The organism is Peribacillus sp. NPDC060253 (genome assembly GCF_042727425.1).
Classification (GTDB): Bacteria; Bacillota; Bacilli; order Bacillales; family DSM-1321; genus Peribacillus.
This window is the reverse complement of the sequence record NZ_JBHXAS010000002.1, coordinates 107,203-125,646: the sequence shown is the minus strand read 5'-3', so window position 1 is coordinate 125,646 and position 18,444 is coordinate 107,203. Positions and strand designations below refer to the sequence as shown.

General features: G+C 38.5%; 18 protein-coding genes, 1 pseudogene and 2 riboswitches. Of the genes and pseudogenes, 14 read left to right on the top strand and 5 right to left on the bottom strand.

The genetic code is table 11. From position 1 onward, the window contains the following. Positions 1-692: 692 nt before the first annotated feature. Positions 693-1,373 carry a hypothetical protein gene (locus ACFWE9_RS01360; RefSeq protein ID WP_377355332.1) on the top strand — a complete coding sequence of 227 codons (681 nt, stop codon included), beginning with the start codon at positions 693-695 and terminating at the stop codon, positions 1,371-1,373. A 161-nt stretch (positions 1,374-1,534) separates the two neighbouring features. Here ACFWE9_RS01360 and ACFWE9_RS01355 read toward each other — a convergent pair whose 3' ends face one another. After that, positions 1,535-2,140, bottom strand: a complete 606-nt coding sequence (locus tag ACFWE9_RS01355; protein WP_377355331.1) for a recombinase family protein — start codon at positions 2,138-2,140, stop codon at positions 1,535-1,537. An 869-nt stretch (positions 2,141-3,009) separates the two neighbouring features. Between ACFWE9_RS01355 and ACFWE9_RS01350 the strand changes: the two genes are divergently transcribed. Continuing rightward, complete coding sequence (locus ACFWE9_RS01350; RefSeq protein ID WP_377355330.1) at positions 3,010-3,606, top strand: SEC-C metal-binding domain-containing protein; 597 nt, start codon at positions 3,010-3,012, stop codon at positions 3,604-3,606. A 76-nt stretch (positions 3,607-3,682) separates the two neighbouring features. Here the strand turns inward: ACFWE9_RS01350 and ACFWE9_RS01345 are convergent, their stop codons facing one another. After that, positions 3,683-5,197, bottom strand: a complete 1,515-nt coding sequence (locus ACFWE9_RS01345; RefSeq protein ID WP_377355329.1) for a DUF3427 domain-containing protein — start codon at positions 5,195-5,197, stop codon at positions 3,683-3,685. 458 nt (positions 5,198-5,655) lie between these two features. Between ACFWE9_RS01345 and ACFWE9_RS01340 the strand changes: the two are divergent. From ACFWE9_RS01340 to ACFWE9_RS01305, 8 genes and pseudogenes are all read left to right on the top strand, one after another. Further along, positions 5,656-6,282, top strand: a pseudogene (locus ACFWE9_RS01340) (ATPase, T2SS/T4P/T4SS family); the annotation flags it as partial. Then, the gene (comGB, locus tag ACFWE9_RS01335; protein WP_377355328.1) at positions 6,242-7,300 is read left to right on the top strand and encodes a competence type IV pilus assembly protein ComGB; all 1,059 of its coding nucleotides are present in this window, start codon (positions 6,242-6,244) and stop codon (positions 7,298-7,300) included. The pseudogene ACFWE9_RS01340 and the gene comGB, both read left to right, overlap by 41 nt. 73 nt (positions 7,301-7,373) lie before the next feature. Next, a complete protein-coding gene (comGC, locus tag ACFWE9_RS01330) occupies positions 7,374-7,682 on the top strand; it encodes a competence type IV pilus major pilin ComGC (RefSeq protein ID WP_290370539.1) in 309 nt (102 codons plus the stop codon). Next, a complete protein-coding gene (gene comGD, locus ACFWE9_RS01325; RefSeq protein ID WP_230156750.1) occupies positions 7,672-8,133 on the top strand; it encodes a competence type IV pilus minor pilin ComGD in 462 nt (153 codons plus the stop codon). The genes comGC and comGD overlap by 11 nt, the downstream gene beginning before the upstream one ends. Continuing rightward, on the top strand, positions 8,120-8,458 hold the full coding sequence (locus ACFWE9_RS01320) for a hypothetical protein (protein WP_230156751.1): 339 nt from the start codon (positions 8,120-8,122) through the stop codon (positions 8,456-8,458). The genes comGD and ACFWE9_RS01320 overlap by 14 nt, the downstream gene beginning before the upstream one ends. Next, the gene (gene comGF / locus ACFWE9_RS01315; RefSeq protein ID WP_230156752.1) at positions 8,406-8,885 is read left to right on the top strand and encodes a competence type IV pilus minor pilin ComGF; all 480 of its coding nucleotides are present in this window, start codon (positions 8,406-8,408) and stop codon (positions 8,883-8,885) included. The genes ACFWE9_RS01320 and comGF overlap by 53 nt, the downstream gene beginning before the upstream one ends. Beyond that, a complete protein-coding gene (gene comGG / locus ACFWE9_RS01310) occupies positions 8,878-9,264 on the top strand; it encodes a competence type IV pilus minor pilin ComGG (protein ID WP_230156754.1) in 387 nt (128 codons plus the stop codon). The genes comGF and comGG overlap by 8 nt, the downstream gene beginning before the upstream one ends. 126 nt (positions 9,265-9,390) lie before the next feature. Further along, a complete protein-coding gene (locus tag ACFWE9_RS01305) occupies positions 9,391-9,576 on the top strand; it encodes a YqzE family protein (protein ID WP_230156756.1) in 186 nt (61 codons plus the stop codon). Between the two features lie 52 nt (positions 9,577-9,628). On the opposite strand, the gene ACFWE9_RS01300 is transcribed toward ACFWE9_RS01305, so the two are convergent. Together ACFWE9_RS01300 and ACFWE9_RS01295 are read right to left on the bottom strand one after the other, a co-directional pair. After that, positions 9,629-10,426: a YqhG family protein gene (locus ACFWE9_RS01300; RefSeq protein WP_230156758.1), complete on the bottom strand. Its 798-nt coding sequence runs from the start codon at positions 10,424-10,426 to the stop codon at positions 9,629-9,631. Continuing rightward, the gene (locus ACFWE9_RS01295) at positions 10,404-12,092 is read right to left on the bottom strand and encodes a DEAD/DEAH box helicase (protein WP_230156760.1); all 1,689 of its coding nucleotides are present in this window, start codon (positions 12,090-12,092) and stop codon (positions 10,404-10,406) included. The genes ACFWE9_RS01300 and ACFWE9_RS01295 overlap by 23 nt, the downstream gene beginning before the upstream one ends. A 367-nt stretch (positions 12,093-12,459) precedes the next feature. Continuing rightward, positions 12,460-12,547, top strand: a riboswitch (glycine riboswitch). A 3-nt stretch (positions 12,548-12,550) separates the two neighbouring features. Next, positions 12,551-12,634, top strand: a riboswitch (glycine riboswitch). Positions 12,635-12,766: 132 nt separating this feature from the next. Between ACFWE9_RS01295 and gcvT the strand changes: the two genes are divergently transcribed. The 3 genes from gcvT to gcvPB are packed head-to-tail and all read left to right on the top strand — an operon-like array spanning position 12,767 to position 16,693. Then, positions 12,767-13,873, top strand: coding sequence for a glycine cleavage system aminomethyltransferase GcvT (gene gcvT / locus ACFWE9_RS01290; RefSeq protein ID WP_230156762.1), 1,107 nt, complete (start codon positions 12,767-12,769; stop codon positions 13,871-13,873). Positions 13,874-13,890: 17 nt separating this feature from the next. Continuing rightward, a complete protein-coding gene (gene gcvPA, locus ACFWE9_RS01285; RefSeq protein WP_230156764.1) occupies positions 13,891-15,237 on the top strand; it encodes an aminomethyl-transferring glycine dehydrogenase subunit GcvPA in 1,347 nt (448 codons plus the stop codon). Continuing rightward, positions 15,230-16,693, top strand: a complete 1,464-nt coding sequence (gene gcvPB, locus ACFWE9_RS01280) for an aminomethyl-transferring glycine dehydrogenase subunit GcvPB (protein ID WP_230156766.1) — start codon at positions 15,230-15,232, stop codon at positions 16,691-16,693. The genes gcvPA and gcvPB overlap by 8 nt, the downstream gene beginning before the upstream one ends. A 150-nt stretch (positions 16,694-16,843) precedes the next feature. Here the strand turns inward: gcvPB and ACFWE9_RS01275 are convergent, their stop codons facing one another. Then, on the bottom strand, positions 16,844-17,227 hold the full coding sequence (locus ACFWE9_RS01275) for a rhodanese-like domain-containing protein (protein ID WP_230156768.1): 384 nt from the start codon (positions 17,225-17,227) through the stop codon (positions 16,844-16,846). Between the two features lie 199 nt (positions 17,228-17,426). Here ACFWE9_RS01275 and ACFWE9_RS01270 point away from each other — a divergent pair, with 199 nt between their 5' ends. Then, complete coding sequence (locus ACFWE9_RS01270; RefSeq protein ID WP_377355327.1) at positions 17,427-18,263, top strand: lipoate--protein ligase family protein; 837 nt, start codon at positions 17,427-17,429, stop codon at positions 18,261-18,263. Positions 18,264-18,444: the final 181 nt, after the last annotated feature.

Genomic DNA, 18,444 nt, shown 5'->3' with positions numbered 1-18,444 from the left:
GTATTTCTTAATTATATGTGTGCTAAACAGCACCGCTTTACAGGTAGTTTTTAAAAGGAATTTCTTACAAATGCTAGAACCCTTGATATGACTGGGTTTCTTAAAAGTCACAAATTTAGGGATTAACCTGATTGACGCTGAGTGATTTTATTGGTGGATGGTGGTAATGGTTATCTTTTGTTAATCACTGATTTAGGGATTATTAAAACTGTGATTATTAAAAACCGTTAATCCTTACTATTACTGGCTTTTTAGGTGGTTAAAGTCACAAGGTTAATTTAGGGATTAACCACCTTGCTATATAAGGCTTTATTATAGTTATTAGTCACACCCTATAGGGATTTTTAAATAATGGTCGTCAAAAAAGTAAAAAAGCCTAACCCCTAGAGGCTAAGCAATGTTACCGCAAGGCTAATTAAAGCTGTTGCCAGTTCAATAACCTTACTTGAAATCTTCATCTCAAAAGAGAATTTAATTTCCATTGGGTTTCACCCTTTAGAAAGGGTAGGATTTTCGATTTATAGAAGCCCTAGCGGACTAAATACGAAACCCCTTCTCGATGGTATTGCAATTCCTAGTATACTTAAAATACCTTTAATTGTAAATGTAGTAAAATTAAAGATTATTCGATTTGTTGTGAAGGGAAATGGATCATTTTGTCGAATTGGTAAGATGAAAGAGAGAGGATAATTATGACAGACTTAACTATGATTGAAGCTTTTTGGAGAATTTTACCCGCTGCATTGTTGGTACCTTTTATAACCTTCTACTTAGGTAGGTTAGGAAGTTATAAGGATAGGAAATTAAAGTATCGAACTTTTCTTGATGTTGATGAACTAGTGGCTAAGTATAGATTAGAAAATTTACCTAATCTTAAGAATGGAACAAAGTTGATAATTCCAAAAGAACATAAAAGTTTAGAAGAAGAAATAAACGATCAGATTAAACAGAGAAAGTATGACTCAAATAATACACTCAATTATCTTAAAATAAGCCCTCTTGGAGAAAGTATCATCACAAGTGGTTGGCTTAAGGTTGAAATGAGAAGTACTAAAGAAAAAGAAAAATGGTACTTAGTTTGTTCTTTACCTATAATAAAAAAAGACGAAGAAGTGTATATACCTACTGATCAAATAGATAAATTGAACTATGAATACTACATTTCGGAAATCAAAGTTAAGTACCAAACCCAAGCAGGTGAGAAACTTCTTTTTAAAAGGTCTAGTAGGAAAAATAAAAAAAATGAAACTGTTGTAAAAGACTCACACGGTGTAAAAAAATGGAATTTATTTTATTACGGTATTCAAAACACTAACGGTAGTAACGCTGAATGGATATTCTTAAATAGAGACAAGGAAAGCGACAAGGAATAGCACCTATTTTGGGTGCTTTTTTTTGGGTGAAATATCGCTTCATTTCTGTTCATACATGTGCATTCAGATATATTTTTTTTACACAAAAGCTAGTCAGGACAAGGCTTTATACCCTATTTCAATAACACCAATGCACAAATAATAAAAAAGGCTAACACCTTTTATAGTGTCGTCTCATATTCTTTCACCTTTTTATAGAATGTTGCCTTCTTCATTTCAATAGCGTCCATAAATGCCACTGCTGTAATCTTTCCAGCCTTCCATTCCTTGTACAACTTGCCCCACTCTTTAGGAAGTTCTAAAACTGGTCGTCCTAAATGCTTTCCTTTAGCTTTAGCAACTGCTATTCCTTCTTTCTGACGCTGTTGGATATTCACTCTTTCCTGTTCAGCCATTGCAGTATAAACCTCTATAATGATGTTGTTAATCATATCTATAGCCCATTCTTGTCCCTCAGGTACGTCTTGCATAGAGGTAGGAAGGTCAATAATCTTAACTCTGATACCTTCTTCTTTAAACTGGTTCAAGTAACCCTTAATCAGTTCCTTATTACGCCCTAGACGGTCAATAGATTTAATATAAAGGGTATCGCCTTCCCTCATAGCTTTAAGCATGTTCTGAAAGCCCTCACGTTCCATATCCTTTCCGCTTGCCTTATCACTGAATATGTATTTCTCGTCCGTTACATAGGATTTTAACGCTTCTAGCTGTCTATCTAAGTTCTGTTCTTTAGTTGATACACGTACATAGCCGAAATTGATCCCCATTGATTAAAACCACCGTATCTTTATTTGATAGTCTTAATATACACAAAGCGTCCAGAAAGGTCAATTAGTTTATAGGCGTTTATAAAGGTTTATTTTCACCACTTAATAGATGTTATTTTGGCTGTTTTTCAACCATCAATAAAGGTGTACCTTTATAGACTTACAAAAAATTCTGACGAAGTCCTATATTAAATATTGAAAAACAAAATGACTAAGATTGGAGTTAAAGCGATAATAATGGAAGATTTATTAAAATATTTACAGGCGTTTATTCATGTAATCAATATCTCCAAAGTTTCGTTTCATGCTTCTAAAGCTATTCGTCGTTATACCCAAAAGAAGAAAAAGTAAGTACCACAGGAACGAATGGTGGGCTACAATCAATAGTGTTGTATAAGTACCCACCACACGCCCACGCATAGCCCATACAGTACGATACCAACGCAAGGAAGTGAGACATAGCAAGGGATAGAAAACACCTCACACCGCCACCAGTGAGGCAAGGACAAGGCAAGACAACACCATGATGCAAGCGACAAGACAAGGTCAAAGAACGAATGAGGAACAATGAAACAAACAATAGAAGAGAAGTGAATGAATGGTGGTAGATCAATACTAAATAAAGAGGTCAACCGTACCGCAAGGCATGGCTAAACAGAGAAGGGGTACATGGGTGGGGCGACCCCCTCAATCCCCCCTGTCTGGTGGTTGTAAAATATAGCTATCAGTTTAAAAATATTTTATGGTAAATATTGTATGTAAGTGGAAGGGATCTAACGGAATTACTAGTGGAACTTTAGTAATATAAAGTTACTATATTTATCCAATGGATGATATAATTGTATTATCAAATAAAAGGAAGTGTTGTTATGGTTCAAGTACCTGCTTTTTGTGATAATTGTGATAATATTTTTCCGTCAGGAATGGATTTTGAAAGCACTATAAACGTAACAATGACGGGTAATAAGGCTAGATGCCCTAAGTGTAAACACTGGGCTAGAATCCCTGATGGTGTTTTCAATTTCTATAGTAATGCTATTGAAGTCTTACAAGCGACTGAAACAACTGTTAAAGACCTTCAAAAGTTTTACACTATAATTCAAAATGCTAGTAAAGAAGATGCAACACCTCAAGCAGTTAAAGAAGAAATAGAAAAAGAAGTTCCAAAACTATCATTTTTAGCAAAATACCTTCCTCAAAATGCTAAAGAATTAGGTGTTTACCTAACTGCAATTGGTTCTATTCTAAATGGGTTAACTGGTGGAAGCATAGAAATCAATCCACATATAGAAATCAATCCTAAAACAGAAATAAATCAACAAATTTATGTAGAACAGCCATACAAACAATTTGCACCAGCTTTAGAGGTACATACACCTATAGAGTTACCTAATAGAAAAATTGGCAGAAATGAATCATGTCCATGTGAAAGTGGAATAAAATATAAATATTGTCACGGTAAATAAAAATAAAACCACTAGCCATTATAGCTGGTGGTTTTATTGGGTAATTGATCTTTATTTAAGACTGGTTACTTTAATGTTAAAAGCTTTTTAATTCCTTAATGGAATAAGCAGGCTTTCTTTTGTGTAGCATAGCATGGCAATTAGGACATACAGGTCTTAAATCAGCAATAGGGTCAACTTCATATTCTTCACCGATAGTATGTAATTCTTTAAGGTGGTGAACATGAATAAAGTCTTTACCTAATTCACCATATGTCCTTTCAAAATTAAAATCACAAATTACACAACTATACCCATAGTGTTCAATACATTTCCTTCTGGCTACTGGGTTACGTTCATAAACGTTAACAGATATTTGTTTGGTAGCCCCTTCTGTGTATTTTGCTGGGTTATCTACTTCCTCAGTGATTTTATTAGGATATTCTTCGTTTTCATCACTAAATTCCCATATAATTTTCACTGGTTTAGTATCCTCATATTCTTTTACTCTACCATTTCCTTGATACACAAAGTTAGGGTCACTACTGTCCTCACGTGTAAATATATAAATGTTTCCACTCGGATTTAACATAGCTTGAATTGTTGGTGTTGCCAAAGAATGATGGTTTTTACCAAACCACTGAAAATCATCACCAATAAATTTATTGTCATAATCATGACCAGTTCGTCCAGCAGAGTTAATATTGGCAAATATAAAGATGTCCTTATTAAAGGTAGTGTAACCAGTGTTCCAAATACCACCTTGTTTTTCTTCGGGTACATTGAAAACACTATAAACATCTTTTCTAGAGTATTCCTTTCCTACTTTTATAGCGAGAGTGTTAATATTTTTTGGACTATCAACAAGTATAGAAATCTTCTTTAATGTTTGTGGGTTTAGCGGCATTGAAGACGCTTGAAAACCTTCAACTAAGTACTTATCGTATTCACGATCTTCTAAATTTAAATCTTCAAGTAATACAGGACTATTCAGTAAGTTTCTTATATATCTAACAGGTACTCGGTAATTTTCTTGATCGCTTTCTTCATAATAATGTTCGTCTCTTTCTGCTGAATAAATCGGTTCACCAGTAACTTCCACTACTGCATAAATTCCACGCTTTAGCTTTGGCTTACCGTTTAGTTGTTCCTTATTTCTATAATCGTGACCAACTCTAATAACACCTAATTGTCCTTCTTTAAACCAGTCTTTTTGCCAACTAGTTATAGAAAATGTATCTTCAACTTTATTTGAGGCTAAGAAGTCATCAATAGCCCACTTTTTTGGATTACAGAAAAATGTCCAAAAACCTGTAGGTTCAACTTTATGTTCATTTTTATTTTCTGTTTCTATACCTAACTCTTTTAATTTAGCTATTCTAACATTTTCATCAGTAGTGGAAGCATAGGTATCCCCATTATATGTCCAAGTTTCACCAAAAAATATTCCGCTTTCTACTTGCTTATATGGTATGTATTCATAACCTGTATAATTTTTTAACCATTTTGAAACTGTTTGAATAGAAGGAAATTCATTTAATTCTGTTCCATTTTTAAAAATAATTACTGGTTTTTCAAGATTATTAACTGCAACAGGTCGTCTTAGTGCCATTGCTTTTCCCCCTTAAGTCTCACTAATAAGTATTTATCTGATAGGTATGCACTAGAATAAATCTTTTCATTATATTTTCTTAAAATCCCTTAGGTGTTAATTTTAATTTCTATATTCTCGACTAAAACTATAGTACCATAAATTCCCTAATGAAGTTTTGGCTTTAAAAGAATTTTTGCCTACATAAAAATGTCCTATTTTGTTCGTCATTTGCAAGTACGTAATTGTAGAGGCATTTAGACAACCTCTAACAATCATAAACTGAGGTGCTAAAAATGGGGAAGACAACAACTAAGAAAAAGAAACCAGTTACTATAAATGTTACAGTAATCAATAAACCGTCTGAACAGGCAATCTTAAATACAGCAAAGATTTTAAAGACTTTAGGCATATCTGCTTAAGGTCTTTTTTATTTTTTTTTTTAGTTCTACCCAAAAACACGACTAACTGGTAGTGGGAAAACCACGACACTATATTCCCTCCTTCATCATGCGCATGAGTTGATCAATCGAAATATCATTACACTTGAAGATCCCATTGAAAATGTATCCGAAAAGGTTCTGCAAGTCCAAATCAATGAAAAGGCGGGCATTACGTATTCTGTCGGATTAAAAGCAGTGCTAAGGCATGATCCCGATGTGATTATGGTTGGGGAAATCAGGGATTCCGAAACGGCGAAAATTGCAGTGCGTGCCGCATTGACCGGTCATTTGATCCTTACGACCATGCATACTAGGGATGCACGAGGAGCCATCTCCAGGTTACTTGAATTCGGTGTCAGCATGCTAGAGATAGAACAGAGTTTGATTGGCGTGACAGCACAACGGCTGGTTGAGTTGAGATGTGTTCCCTGTAAAGGTGACTGTGCGCGAGCTTGCCAGATGACTGTAAGGAATAAAAGGGCTAGTGTGTATGAATTGCTATATGGAAAAAGCTTGGCTGAGGTTCTCCAGATGTTGGGGGGAAAAAGAAAGACTTCAATAGACTACCGTCAATTAAAGGATGAAATAGGAAAAGCGGTTGTATTGGGCTATGTGGATTCACATGAATTTGAACGGTTGGTATACCATGAAGCTAAAGAGTAAATGGAAGATAAAAGAACAAGCAGTCTTTATTTCGAAGTTAGGGGAATTATTGAGTCATGGCTATCCCTTGGCAGATGCTTTACATTTTCTCGAGTTTCAGGAATCAAAGAAGAAAGCGGCGGATTTCACTAAGGCTATACAGGATTTAAGGAACGGATATCCGTTGCATCAAGTATTGACCCATCTTTATTTTCATCCACAACTTGTAAGTTATATTTTTTATGGAGAGCAATATGGCGACCTGGATCGGGCGTTGAAAGAAGGAGGGCGATATTGGAAGAAAAGAACGGAAGATATGGAAAAAGTAAAAAAGTTAATGGTGTATCCCTTGTTTTTGATGTTTTTTATAAGTATCGTGTTTTATATTCTGCAGAGTGTCCTCCTTCCTGAATTTCAGACCATTTTTTTCACGATGGATGTTGATCAGAATATCTTCCTCAAAATATTGTCAGCTTCTTCGTTCATTCTCCCTGTTATCCCCTTCATTTTGCTCGGATTGCTCCTATTCATGTATGTACTCAAACGATTTTGGTTTAACGGATTATGCCCATTAAGACAGAGAAGGATTTTAATGAGCATTCCGATATCAGGGACCTTCATCAAGTTATATGAAACGTATTTTTTTGCAAGCCAATTAAGTGGTTTACTTTCCGGAGGGCTATCCATTAACGAGAGCATTAAATTGTTCTCTAAAAACCAGCAGCAGCCTTTTTATCAAAAACTATGCTCGATCATTAAGGATGATCTTACCGAGGGAAGATCGCTCGAAATGATCTTTCGGGAGCTCCCTTATTTTGATGCGAATTTACCAGTTGTAGCTGCAAATGGCCAAAAATATGGCAGACTTGATGCGGAGCTGCTTCATTACAGTCGTTTTTTGCTGGAGAGAATTGAAGAGAGAATGAATGCAATTTTGAAAACCATCCAGCCTCTTATGTTTTCTTTGATAGGTCTTTTGATCGTTTCCATTTATTTAGCTGTTTTGCTGCCGATGTTCTCTCTGCTAGAAGGTATATAGTTATTAATGAATTCTGGAGGTGAATCTGCTCATGAAACCATCTGGAACCTGATGGTTTCATGGGTAGGGAGATATGAAGAAAGTGATGAATGAAAAAGGTTTTACACTAATTGAGATGCTTATTGTTTTGCTTGTCATATCCATTCTTCTAATTATTACAATCCCCAATATCACAAAGAATCAATCGACGATCCACTCTAGAGGATGTGAAGCATTCGTGAAGATGGCTCAAGCCCAGGTGCAAGCATATGAGATTGACAATGGAAAACTGCCTATAAATATCGATGAATTGGAAAGTCAAGGGTATCTTAAACAGACTTCCTGTCCAAATGGAGATGATATTAGTTTGGATAACAAAGGAAAGATTACGGTTGTTCAGTAGGAGAAACGCGAATGTACAGCATTCCAATGGGGGGTATACCCTGACCGAAACCCTTATTGTCCTCTTCATTTTTGTACTTCTGATTTCCATCAGTCCCAATTTATATCCTAGCTTCACGAAAGGAATGGAAAATAGGCTTTTTCTTTCTCAATTGCATGACGACCTTTTCTATGCACAACAGTATGCCATCAGCCATGAAAGCTTAGTTTACCTCCATTTTGATAATACGAACAAGATTTATACCGTTTCATCATTTTATGATGGAATCGTTCTAGAGAGAAAGATTCCAAAGGATATACACTTTTTAAGTGGCACATTAGGGTTTAGCTTTCATTTCAATCAATATGGAAATGCTTCAAAAGCCGGAACGCTGACGATTGACACTTCAAAAGGAAATTACAAATTGGTGCTCAATATCGGTAAGGGGAGGTTCAGGATTGAGAAATTGTAAGGGATATGTCTACCTTGAGCTGATAGCAGCCTTTTCTGTTTGTATTTTCTTAATCCTTTCCATTTTACCGATTCTTGAGGAGTTAATGATACATCGGGAAAATGTTGTCATAAGGACAGAGGCCCATCATTTACTATATGAAAGATTGACGGCATTCGTGGATGGGGAAATTCAAGCACTTGAACAGGAAATCATTATCCAAAAAAGATCGTATGTATTGATTTGGAAGGACAACGGGGAATTACCGGGAATGATTGAAGGGTGTGTACGTTATGAAGATGCATCAGGTAAAAGTGAATCCATTTGTGATGCTGCGAAAAAATGATGGCTTTACAATGATCGAAATGCTTTTTTCTTTAATGATTTTAATGACGACATCTCTATTTGTCTTACAGCTTTTTTCAATCATTCACACCCAGATTGGGTCAAGCGAGAAATTGCACCCTAAAGAGTGGGAGGTCTTTACTATGCAAATGCAGCAGGAGGTCAGGAGTTCTAAAGTTCAGGATGTAATGGGAAATAAATTATATTTGCTATCGGGCGAACAATTATCATCCATTGAGCAATATGAAGATATGGTCCGCAGGCGTGTGAATGGTATGGGACATGAGGTCATCTTGCAAAATATTTCGGAATTCCAGGTAAAAAAGGATGGCAGTTTCATTGTTATCCATATAACGGATAAAGCAGGGACTACTTTCAGTCGAAGATTTCATCCTTTTCTTAGAAATGAGAAGAAAGTCGATGAATAATCAAAAAGGAGTCGTTTTCCCGATGGTCATGATTGTAGCGAGTGTTTTTATCATGTTCACGATATTAATGATCGATCAATTTATCATCGATAAAAAATTTTATAAAGAAGTGGAAGAATCGTTGGTGGCAGATCATCTTGTCCATCTTGCCGTAAAGGATGTGACAGCAGAGTGGGTAGGAGAAATCCCCAAGATCACTCAAGGGGAGATTTCATACCCAAATGGTGTGGTGCGGTATTCCTTGACGAAACAGGATGGACCTTATGTTTATATTGAATTTACTTCCACAACTATAAATGACCGAGTGGGCAGGGTCATCATTCAGTACGATACAGAAGTGGGGAGAGTGATAGAATGGATAGAAAAACAGGCTGTGTGATGTTCTAGGCCAACAGTCTTAGTTTACTCATATTAAAAGAGCCTGAAGGGTGAGGGATGTGTTTATGAAACACATGAGGGATAAAAGTGGCGTATACCGGGCATACTTTGCATAGGGTGATGTTATATGTCTACAAATGCTTATATTAAATATCTGACTCAACAGCTTGTTGAATATTTCAATCTGACTAAAAAAGAACGTAAAGAAAAGCGCCGACATAGAAAAGAGGATAAAAATCATGGTATATCCCATTGGTTTGGCATTGTCCCTTTCGCTTTGTCGATGTTCGTAAGGAATAATATCAAAAAATAAAACAGATGTCCTGATCCTAGGACATCTGTTTTTTTTATTATGCAACGTTTACCTATCCCAACGCTCTATCTGAAAGGTAAAATAATCCTCCGTTAATGATGGAGATTCTAATGTTCGGTTCATATTGCGCTTTTAATGCCTCTTTTTCGGTATAATAGCTGTCACTTTTTTCATCCATATCTTTGTAAAAATGCTCCAATAAATTCAAGTCATTCTGCCAGCGCAATATGGCTTCTTCCGCCCAAGAATGGTCATCCCCTTCGAAACTTCTTCTGATGTATGTATCCAGTCTTGCCAATCCACTCTTTGGCATGATTAGCGGTGAAAGTGTATAGGAGTAATCCGGTATTTTTGGGGTGACCTTAACCGGTAAAACCCGATGGTGAAAACCTTCCATGATCTCGCCTGAGATTAAATTCAATCCGATCGACATAAAGGTATCTTTTTTACGATCGCATTGATAAGATATCTTCACATTCATGGTTAGCCAGGGGTACAATGGATTATTCCCACCTTTTGATTGAGTTGTATTCTCAAAAAGCCGAGTATACCCTGCAAGCTTTTTTGTTGATTGAATGATCTGATGTAGGCGAGGAGATCCAAAATGAATCATTTCTCCCTTCAAATCTGGTGGAGCTTGTTCTGGATTGGTAATGAAAGTAATCTTGGCTGGATTCGGAATGCCACCTGTTTTTTCTAGATAGTGCCAATAAAAGGGACGGTTCATTAATTCTTTATCCATTTCGATCGTCAATTGGACTGTTAGGTGGGCTGGTGTATTTTCTAGTATTTCACAATCATTGGCATTAAAGTATGTTAGTAAAAAATCATGAATTTCCTGTTGCTGCATGGACCTCACCTTCTTTCATCGATTGAGCGAATTGAATTAACGACGAAAAATTATCCATCTTGATTTTCATTTCGCCCTCTGTCTTGGATTCACCGACCACATCAATTAAATATTCTTCAATGTTGCTAATATCCAGTTTGGTTAGGATATCATCCAATTCACCAATTACTTTTTCAAATAAATTAATTTTTTCGTAAAGTAACTTCATAATATGTTCTTCCACTGTATTTTTCGTGGCAAAGTTATAAATCATCACATCTTCTTCCTGACCAAGCCGATGAATCCGCCCAATTCTTTGCTCAAGTCTCATGGGGTTCCATGGCAGGTCAAAATTAATCAAGTGATGACAAAACTGAAGATTTATTCCTTCCCCGCCAGCTTCTGTTGCAATTAGTACCTGTATATTCTTTTGGAATAATTCTCGCATCCAGTCTTTCTTTCCACGCTTAAAACCGCCTCGGAAAGGGACTGAGGAAATTCCATTTTGTTGTAGATACCATTGCAGATATAGCTGAGTGGCCCGGTATTCGGTAAAGATAATCACTTTGTCATCAATTTTCTTGATCAGTTCCAAGGCTTTTTCAGCCTTGGAATTCTGAACCGTTTCATTCACTTTAGTAAATAAATCATCAAGCTTTGCCAAAAAGTCAGGCGAAGGTTGTTCGTATTTAGCTTTCATATTCTTTAATGTATAAAAAACCGCCTCTCTGCTGCTGCATGCTTCCCTTTGGAGGGTGAGAGCCGAAAAGGCGCTACCTTTTGATCCATCCGAAATCGGCTTGAATTGGGAAACGGCGTCGTACAAGGCCTGTTCAGTTGGGGAAAATTCAATGGTGATCGTTTCCACATGCCTTTTTGTCCATTCAATACCAGTATCGGCCCGCCGATTTCGAATCATAACAGTGTTGACCAGTTCCTTTAGGTGTTCATCTTCAATTATGTTCCTTCCTTTCCCTTTATATTTTTCTGAAAAGAGTGAGGCATTTCCCAAGTGTCCTGGTTTCAATAACGAAACAAGATGAAAAATTTCTTCTACTTTATTTTGAATCGGAGTTGCTGTCAGGAGCAAACAAAATTTCTTTTTCAGATTTTGGACGAACTCATAATTCTTCGTCTTATTATTTTTAAGTTTGTGAGCTTCGTCAATAATGATGAAGTCATATTCCTGATTGAAAATAATATCACGATGTGGAGCGCGTTTCGCTGTATCTATGGATGAAATGACCACATCGCAGGAGTCCCAAACATAACTTTTTCGCTGAACGACTGCTGGAATATGAAACTTGGTATTCAATTCAAAAGCCCATTGTGTCACAAGGGAGGCCGGTACAAGGATCAATACTTTTTTTACAAGGCCTCTAATCATATACTCTTTTAGGATCAAGCCAGCCTCGATTGTTTTTCCGAGCCCTACCTCATCGGCTAATATGGCTTTGCCATTCATCTTTTCCACTACTTGTTTTGCTGCTTCCAATTGGTGGGGAAGCGGGGTTAACTGCGGAAGGTGCTTGGGCGCCTGTAAACCTTCAAAATCTGGGATGATGAGATTTTCCTCCATTTGAACAGCCAGCTTATACAGCTCCCAATTTCCCCATGGACCATCATTCTCAATCTTTTGTAGAAACTCGTCATTCCATTCAGAATTGAAGGATATATTGATTTTCATAGAAATAACTCCCTCTTAAATCATAAATTCCTTAATATAAGGTCAAAATCCGAACATTACATATGTAAAGTAAGAAAAATATTTATCTTCAAAAGATATTGCAGAGATAAGTTTCTTAGGGTAGGATATAAGTATATTTAGAAAATTCTAATTTACAAACGCTAAAAATGAATCGTTTTATCTCGATTTTGCAGTTCGCGTGCTCTTAGTATGAGCTATAGGCTCCTGCTTTATCCATGATAACTGAAGGAGATCATTCAATTGGTTCCGGAAAGTTTTTGGAGTGTGGGGTCTTTAAATGCTTCCGATGCTTTACTAATGGTTGGGAGTGATTCACTTGCTTTCATTGGTAGACATTTATATGCGGGTGAAGATAAGGGGAGAGACTACGGATGTAGCGCCGAAGGAGCAAACTTAGCAGTGAATCTCTCAGGCAAAAGAACTCTTATTGGACGCAACTCTGGAGAGCGCCGCCCGTATTGGGATGGCCACCAAAGGGGAAAACCTATTATATAGGTAAACTTTCAGGTTTCAGGACAGAGAAAAAGCTCAAACGGGCTTTCTCTGTCCTTTTTTGTGCTTTTTTTACATCATGACTCAGGATTTCTGATGGGTATGACAAGAAGCTTTTTGAAGCCGATTTAAATTTTAAAAAATCCGAGGGGGGTCATTTTTTGACCAATTTAAAAAGAACACCACTATTTGAGGTTTATCGTGAATGCGGAGGGAAAACGATTGATTTTGGCGGCTGGGAACTTCCTGTCCAATTTTCGGGTATCAAGGATGAACATGAAGCCGTACGTACTAAAGCGGGTTTATTCGATGTTTCCCATATGGGGGAAGTGGATGTTAAGGGTCCTGGAAGCCTTTCTTTTTTACAGAAGATGATGACCAATGATGTATCAAAGCTGCAACAGGGTGGTGCCCAATATACGGCTATGTGTTATGAAAACGGAGGCACGGTAGACGATCTCATCGTTTATAAAAGGGCTGAGGATGATTACCTGCTAGTAGTCAATGCAGCGAATACAGAAAAAGATTTCAATTGGCTGCAAGCTAATCTTTCGGAAGATGTCCAAATTACGAATGTATCGAGTGACTATACACAGCTAGCACTTCAAGGACCATCTGCAGAAAAGATATTGCAAAAACTATCAGAAAATACTGCCTTAAGTGAAATTGGATTTTTCAAGTTCAAGGAAAATGTCATGATAAATGGTATCTCCACGATGGTATCCCGTACTGGATATACGGGTGAAGATGGTTTTGAAATATATAGCCGCAGTGAAAATGGCCCGGCCCTTTGGAAGGCAATTCTTGATGCTGGCAAGGAAGAGGGGATACAACCGATAGGTTTAGGTGCCCGTGATACCCTGCGTTTTGAAGCAAAACTGCCGCTTTATGGGCAGGAGCTTTCAGCGGACATCACCCCAATAGAGGCCGGGATTGGCTTTGCGGTTAAAGTGGATAAGGAAGCTGACTTTTTCGGAAAAGCAGTTCTTGCTGAGCAAAAGGAGAACGGGACTTCTCGCAAGCTTGTAGGAATTGAAATGATTGACCGTGGCATTCCTCGTCATGGTTATAAGGTTTACAGCGGAGACAAAGTCATTGGCGAGGTCACCACTGGTACCCAATCTCCAACATTGAAGAAAAATGTTGGATTGGTACTTATCGATAAGGAATTTTCGGTACTGGATGCCGAAGTCGAAGTGGAAATCCGTTCCAAACGATTGAAAGCCGTTATCATACAAACACCTTTTTATAAAAAACCACGTAAATAGAGGGGAATGGTCATTAGATGAAACATCGTTATTTACCCATGACAGAGCAAGATAAAAAAGAAATGTTAGAAGTGATAGGGGTACCTACTGTTGAAGACCTTTTCAATGATATCCCTGAAAGTGTTCGCTTTCAAAGAGAATATGACATCAAACAAGCTAAATCAGAGCCTGCACTAATGAAAGAATTATCGAAGCTTGCTGCCAAGAATGCGGATCTTAAAAACTATGCATCATTCCTTGGCGCGGGTGTGTATGACCATTATGCACCAGTCATCGTCGATCATGTTCTTTCACGTTCTGAATTTTATACGGCTTATACACCCTATCAGCCTGAAATTTCACAGGGGGAGCTGCAGGCCATCTTTGAATATCAAACGATGATCTGTGAATTGACGGGAATGGATGTAGCCAATTCCTCCATGTATGACGGAGGAACGGCGCTAGCTGAAGCAGCCATGCTAGCTTCAGGCCATACACGCCGTAAAAAGATTCTCATTTCAGGAGCAGTACACCCTGAATCGAGGGAAGTCGTGAAGACCTATGCAAAAGGCCAACGCGTTGAAGTGATCGAAATTCCTTATAAAGACGGTGTGACGGATATGGCTGCTTTAAGGGAATTGGCCAATGAGGACGTTGCGGGAGTGATTGTGCAATATCCTAACTTTTTTGGACGCATCGAACCATTGAACGAAATGGAAGAAATCATTCATGGCGTTAAGTCCATGTTTATCGTTTCCAGTAACCCGCTTGCACTGGGAGCCTTGACATCACCAGGTACACTCGGCGCAGATATCGTAACAGGAGATGCCCAGCCATTCGGCATTCCAGCTGCTTTTGGTGGCCCCCATTGTGGATATTTTGCAGTCACGAATAAACTTGTTCGCAAAGTGCCGGGCCGTCTCGTCGGTCAAACGGTGGATGAAGATGGAAAAAGGGGATTTGTGCTGACGCTCCAAGCACGTGAACAGCATATTCGCCGTGATAAGGCCACGTCCAATATTTGTTCCAACCAAGCTTTGAATGCCTTGGCAGCTTCTGTTGCAATGACCGCGCTTGGGAAAAAGGGAGTCAAAGAAATGGCCGTGCAAAATATTCAAAAAGCACATTATGCAAAAAAAGCTATTAAGGAAAAAGGGATAGAACTGATGTTTGATGGTCCATCGTTTAATGAATTTGTGATTAAACTTCCTTCTTCGTTTTCAGAAATCAATAAAAACTTATTTGAAAAAGGAATGATCGGCGGCTTTGATTTAGGTACCGTTTATCCTGAGCTGAAAGACCATATGCTTGTCGCAGTAACGGAACTTAGAACAAAAGAAGAAATTGATGCACTTGCGCAGGAATTGGGGGATCAACATGAATAATCAAGATCAAGATCAATCACTCATTTTTGAAATCAGTACATCCGGTCGAATCGGATACAGTCTGCCAGAAATGGATGTGGCAACTATTCCGCTCGAAGAAATTCTTCCTGCCGACTACATCCGTAAAGAAGAGGCACAGCTTCCTGAAGTATCTGAACTGGATATCATGCGTCACTATACGGCACTCTCCAAACGTAATCATGGGGTGGATTCGGGTTTTTATCCGCTTGGTTCATGCACGATGAAATATAATCCGAAAATAAATGAAAATGTGGCCCGTTTTAACGGTTTTGCCCATATCCATCCATATCAAGATCCGACTACTGTTCAGGGAGCTTTGGAGCTTTTGTTTGATTTACAGGAACATTTAACGGAAATCACAGGGATGGATCAAGTGACGCTGCAGCCTGCAGCAGGTGCTCATGGTGAATGGACAGGGCTAATGATGATTCGTGCTTTTCACGAGGCGAATGGTGATACAGCACGGACGAAAGTGATTGTACCTGATTCTGCACATGGTACGAATCCAGCTTCTGCCACTGTTGCCGGACTTGAAACGATAACAGTGAAATCCGATGAAAATGGATTAGTCGACCTTGAAGATTTAAAGCGTGTGGTGGGATCGGATACGGCGGCATTGATGCTGACGAATCCAAATACGCTGGGATTGTTTGAAGAGAACATTTTGGAAATGGCACAACTTGTCCATGATGCTGGTGGGAAGCTTTATTATGACGGAGCCAATCTGAATGCAGTTCTTTCGAAAGCCCGCCCGGGTGACATGGGCTTTGATGTGGTTCACTTAAATCTCCATAAAACGTTCACAGGCCCGCATGGCGGCGGCGGTCCGGGTTCTGGCCCTGTTGGGGTAAAGGCGGATTTGATTCCCTACTTGCCTAAACCACAGGTGGTCAAACAAGATGAGCAATTTGTACTGGATTATGATCGCCCGCAATCCATCGGCAGGGTAAAACCTTATTATGGAAATTTCGGAATAAATGTAAGGGCATATACGTATATTCGTTCAATGGGTCCTGATGGTCTTAAAGCCGTCACCGAGAATGCTGTCATCAATGCCAATTATATGATGCGAAGGTTAGAACCATTTTTTGACTTACCATATAATCGCCATTGTAAGCATGAATTCGTATTAAGCGGACGTCGCCAAAAGAAATTGGGGGTCAGGACTCTCGACATAGCCAAAAGGCTGCTTGATTTCGGTTATCATCCGCCAACCATTTACTTCCCGTTGAACGTGGAAGAAGGAATGATGATAGAACCGACTGAAACGGAGTCAAAAGAAACACTTGACGCTTTCGTCGACGCAATGATCCAGATAGCCAAAGAAGTGGAGGAAACTCCGGAAGTCGTTCAGGAAGCTCCACATACAACCGTTATAAAGCGGCTTGATGAAACTCTAGCAGCAAGAAAACCGGTTCTGCGTTATCAAGTCTAACCTGATAGCCTACATGAAAAAATCCCTGCCTGCCGGCGGGATTTTTTTCATGTTATGTATTTTGTGAAAGAATTCATCAAAGTCGATGAGCTAACTTTCATTTTTTTACATGAAGGCATTTTAATTAAAAAGAGCCCATGCGATGGGGTCTTATTTCTTTGCTTTGATTTTCCCGGTCCACATTTTGAAACCGCCCTTTAGATGAAATAGTTCCCTGTAGCCCTTTTTGTATAGCATGGCTGCAGCTCTTCCGCTGATGATTTCGCTTTGAGCGTACAAGTATACAGGCTTGTCCGGCCTGATTTCGACCAAGCGGGTTTTCATTTGCGTCATAGGGATGTTTCTTGCGCCTAAGATATGACCATTATCAAAATCATTCGGTTCCCGCACATCGATTAGTTGCACTTTTCTGTAGTTAGCGATAAATTCGTCCTGTGATAATGTTTTAACGATTTTACGCTGGCGGTACCAATTAAAAAGTGAATACACAATAACCGCTCCTACGACGATGAGCAGTGTATATAATAGTTCCAAACATAAAAACTCCCTTCTACCTTAACGAATACAGACAATACTTATTATATAATTGCTTTACTTAATAATCAAAAAGAATTTTCATCAAATTCTCTATCGACTTAATAGCACTTTCTTTTTTAGAGTGTTAAAGTCTGTTAAACTACTACATGTGAGTTTTTTTGGGGGAAAAACAGTCTATTTGAAATGAGGGGTAAGGATGACAAAAGTAAAATGGGGATTTATAGATTCTGGGTATTGTTCACCGGCTTTTAATATGGCGCTGGACGAGGCCCTTTTAAATTGGCAAAGCAAAGGGGAAATTCCGCCAATCATACGCTTTTACGGTTGGGATCCAGCGACATTGTCGATTGGTTATTTTCAAAAGGCAGAAGCGGAAATTGATTTGGAAGAGGTCAAAAGGCAGGGCCTTGGTTTTGTTCGCAGGCCAACTGGAGGACGAGCAGTACTGCACGAACATGAATTGACATATAGCGTAATCGTTCCAGAATCCTATCCGGGAATGCCAACTACCGTTACTGAGGCATATCGGGTCATATCGGAAGGAATATTAATGGGGTTCAGGAACCTTGGATTGGATGCTTATTTTGCCGTGCCTCGAACCGAGCAGGAGAAAGCGGCTTTAAAAGCACCCAAATCATCCGTCTGCTTTGACGCTCCAAGCTGGTATGAACTGGTCGTTGAGGGTAGAAAGGTTGCTGGCAGTGCGCAAACCAGGCAAAAGGGCGTCATCCTTCAGCACGGGGCCATTTTACTTGATCTTAATGAGGAAAAGCTATTTAGCGTATTTAAATTCTCGAATGACAGGGTTAAAGAAAGAATGCAAAAAAACTTAAGGAACAAAGCTGTGGCGATAAATGACATTGCCGGTAGAAAGATTTCCATCCCGGAAGCGAAAGCTGCTTTTGAAAAAGGTTTTGCCGATGGACTATCGATCGATTTAGAGCCATATGTCCTCACTGAACAGCAATTGTTGGAAGTGAAAGCCATTGCTGAAAGCAAATATGAAAGCGATGAATGGAATTTCATGAGATAGAAAAAGCAGAGTGATTAGAATGGAAAATAAAAAATTTTTCAGATTTGTTTGACCAATAAGCTATTCCTTGCAGGGATAAGCCCTAAAAGGGATGGGGAAAAAGCAAGGTCCAAATTAGTTGAAATCTGATGAAAAATTATTGTAAATCGACATTTTCCTCCCTTTTGCTAACTATATTAAT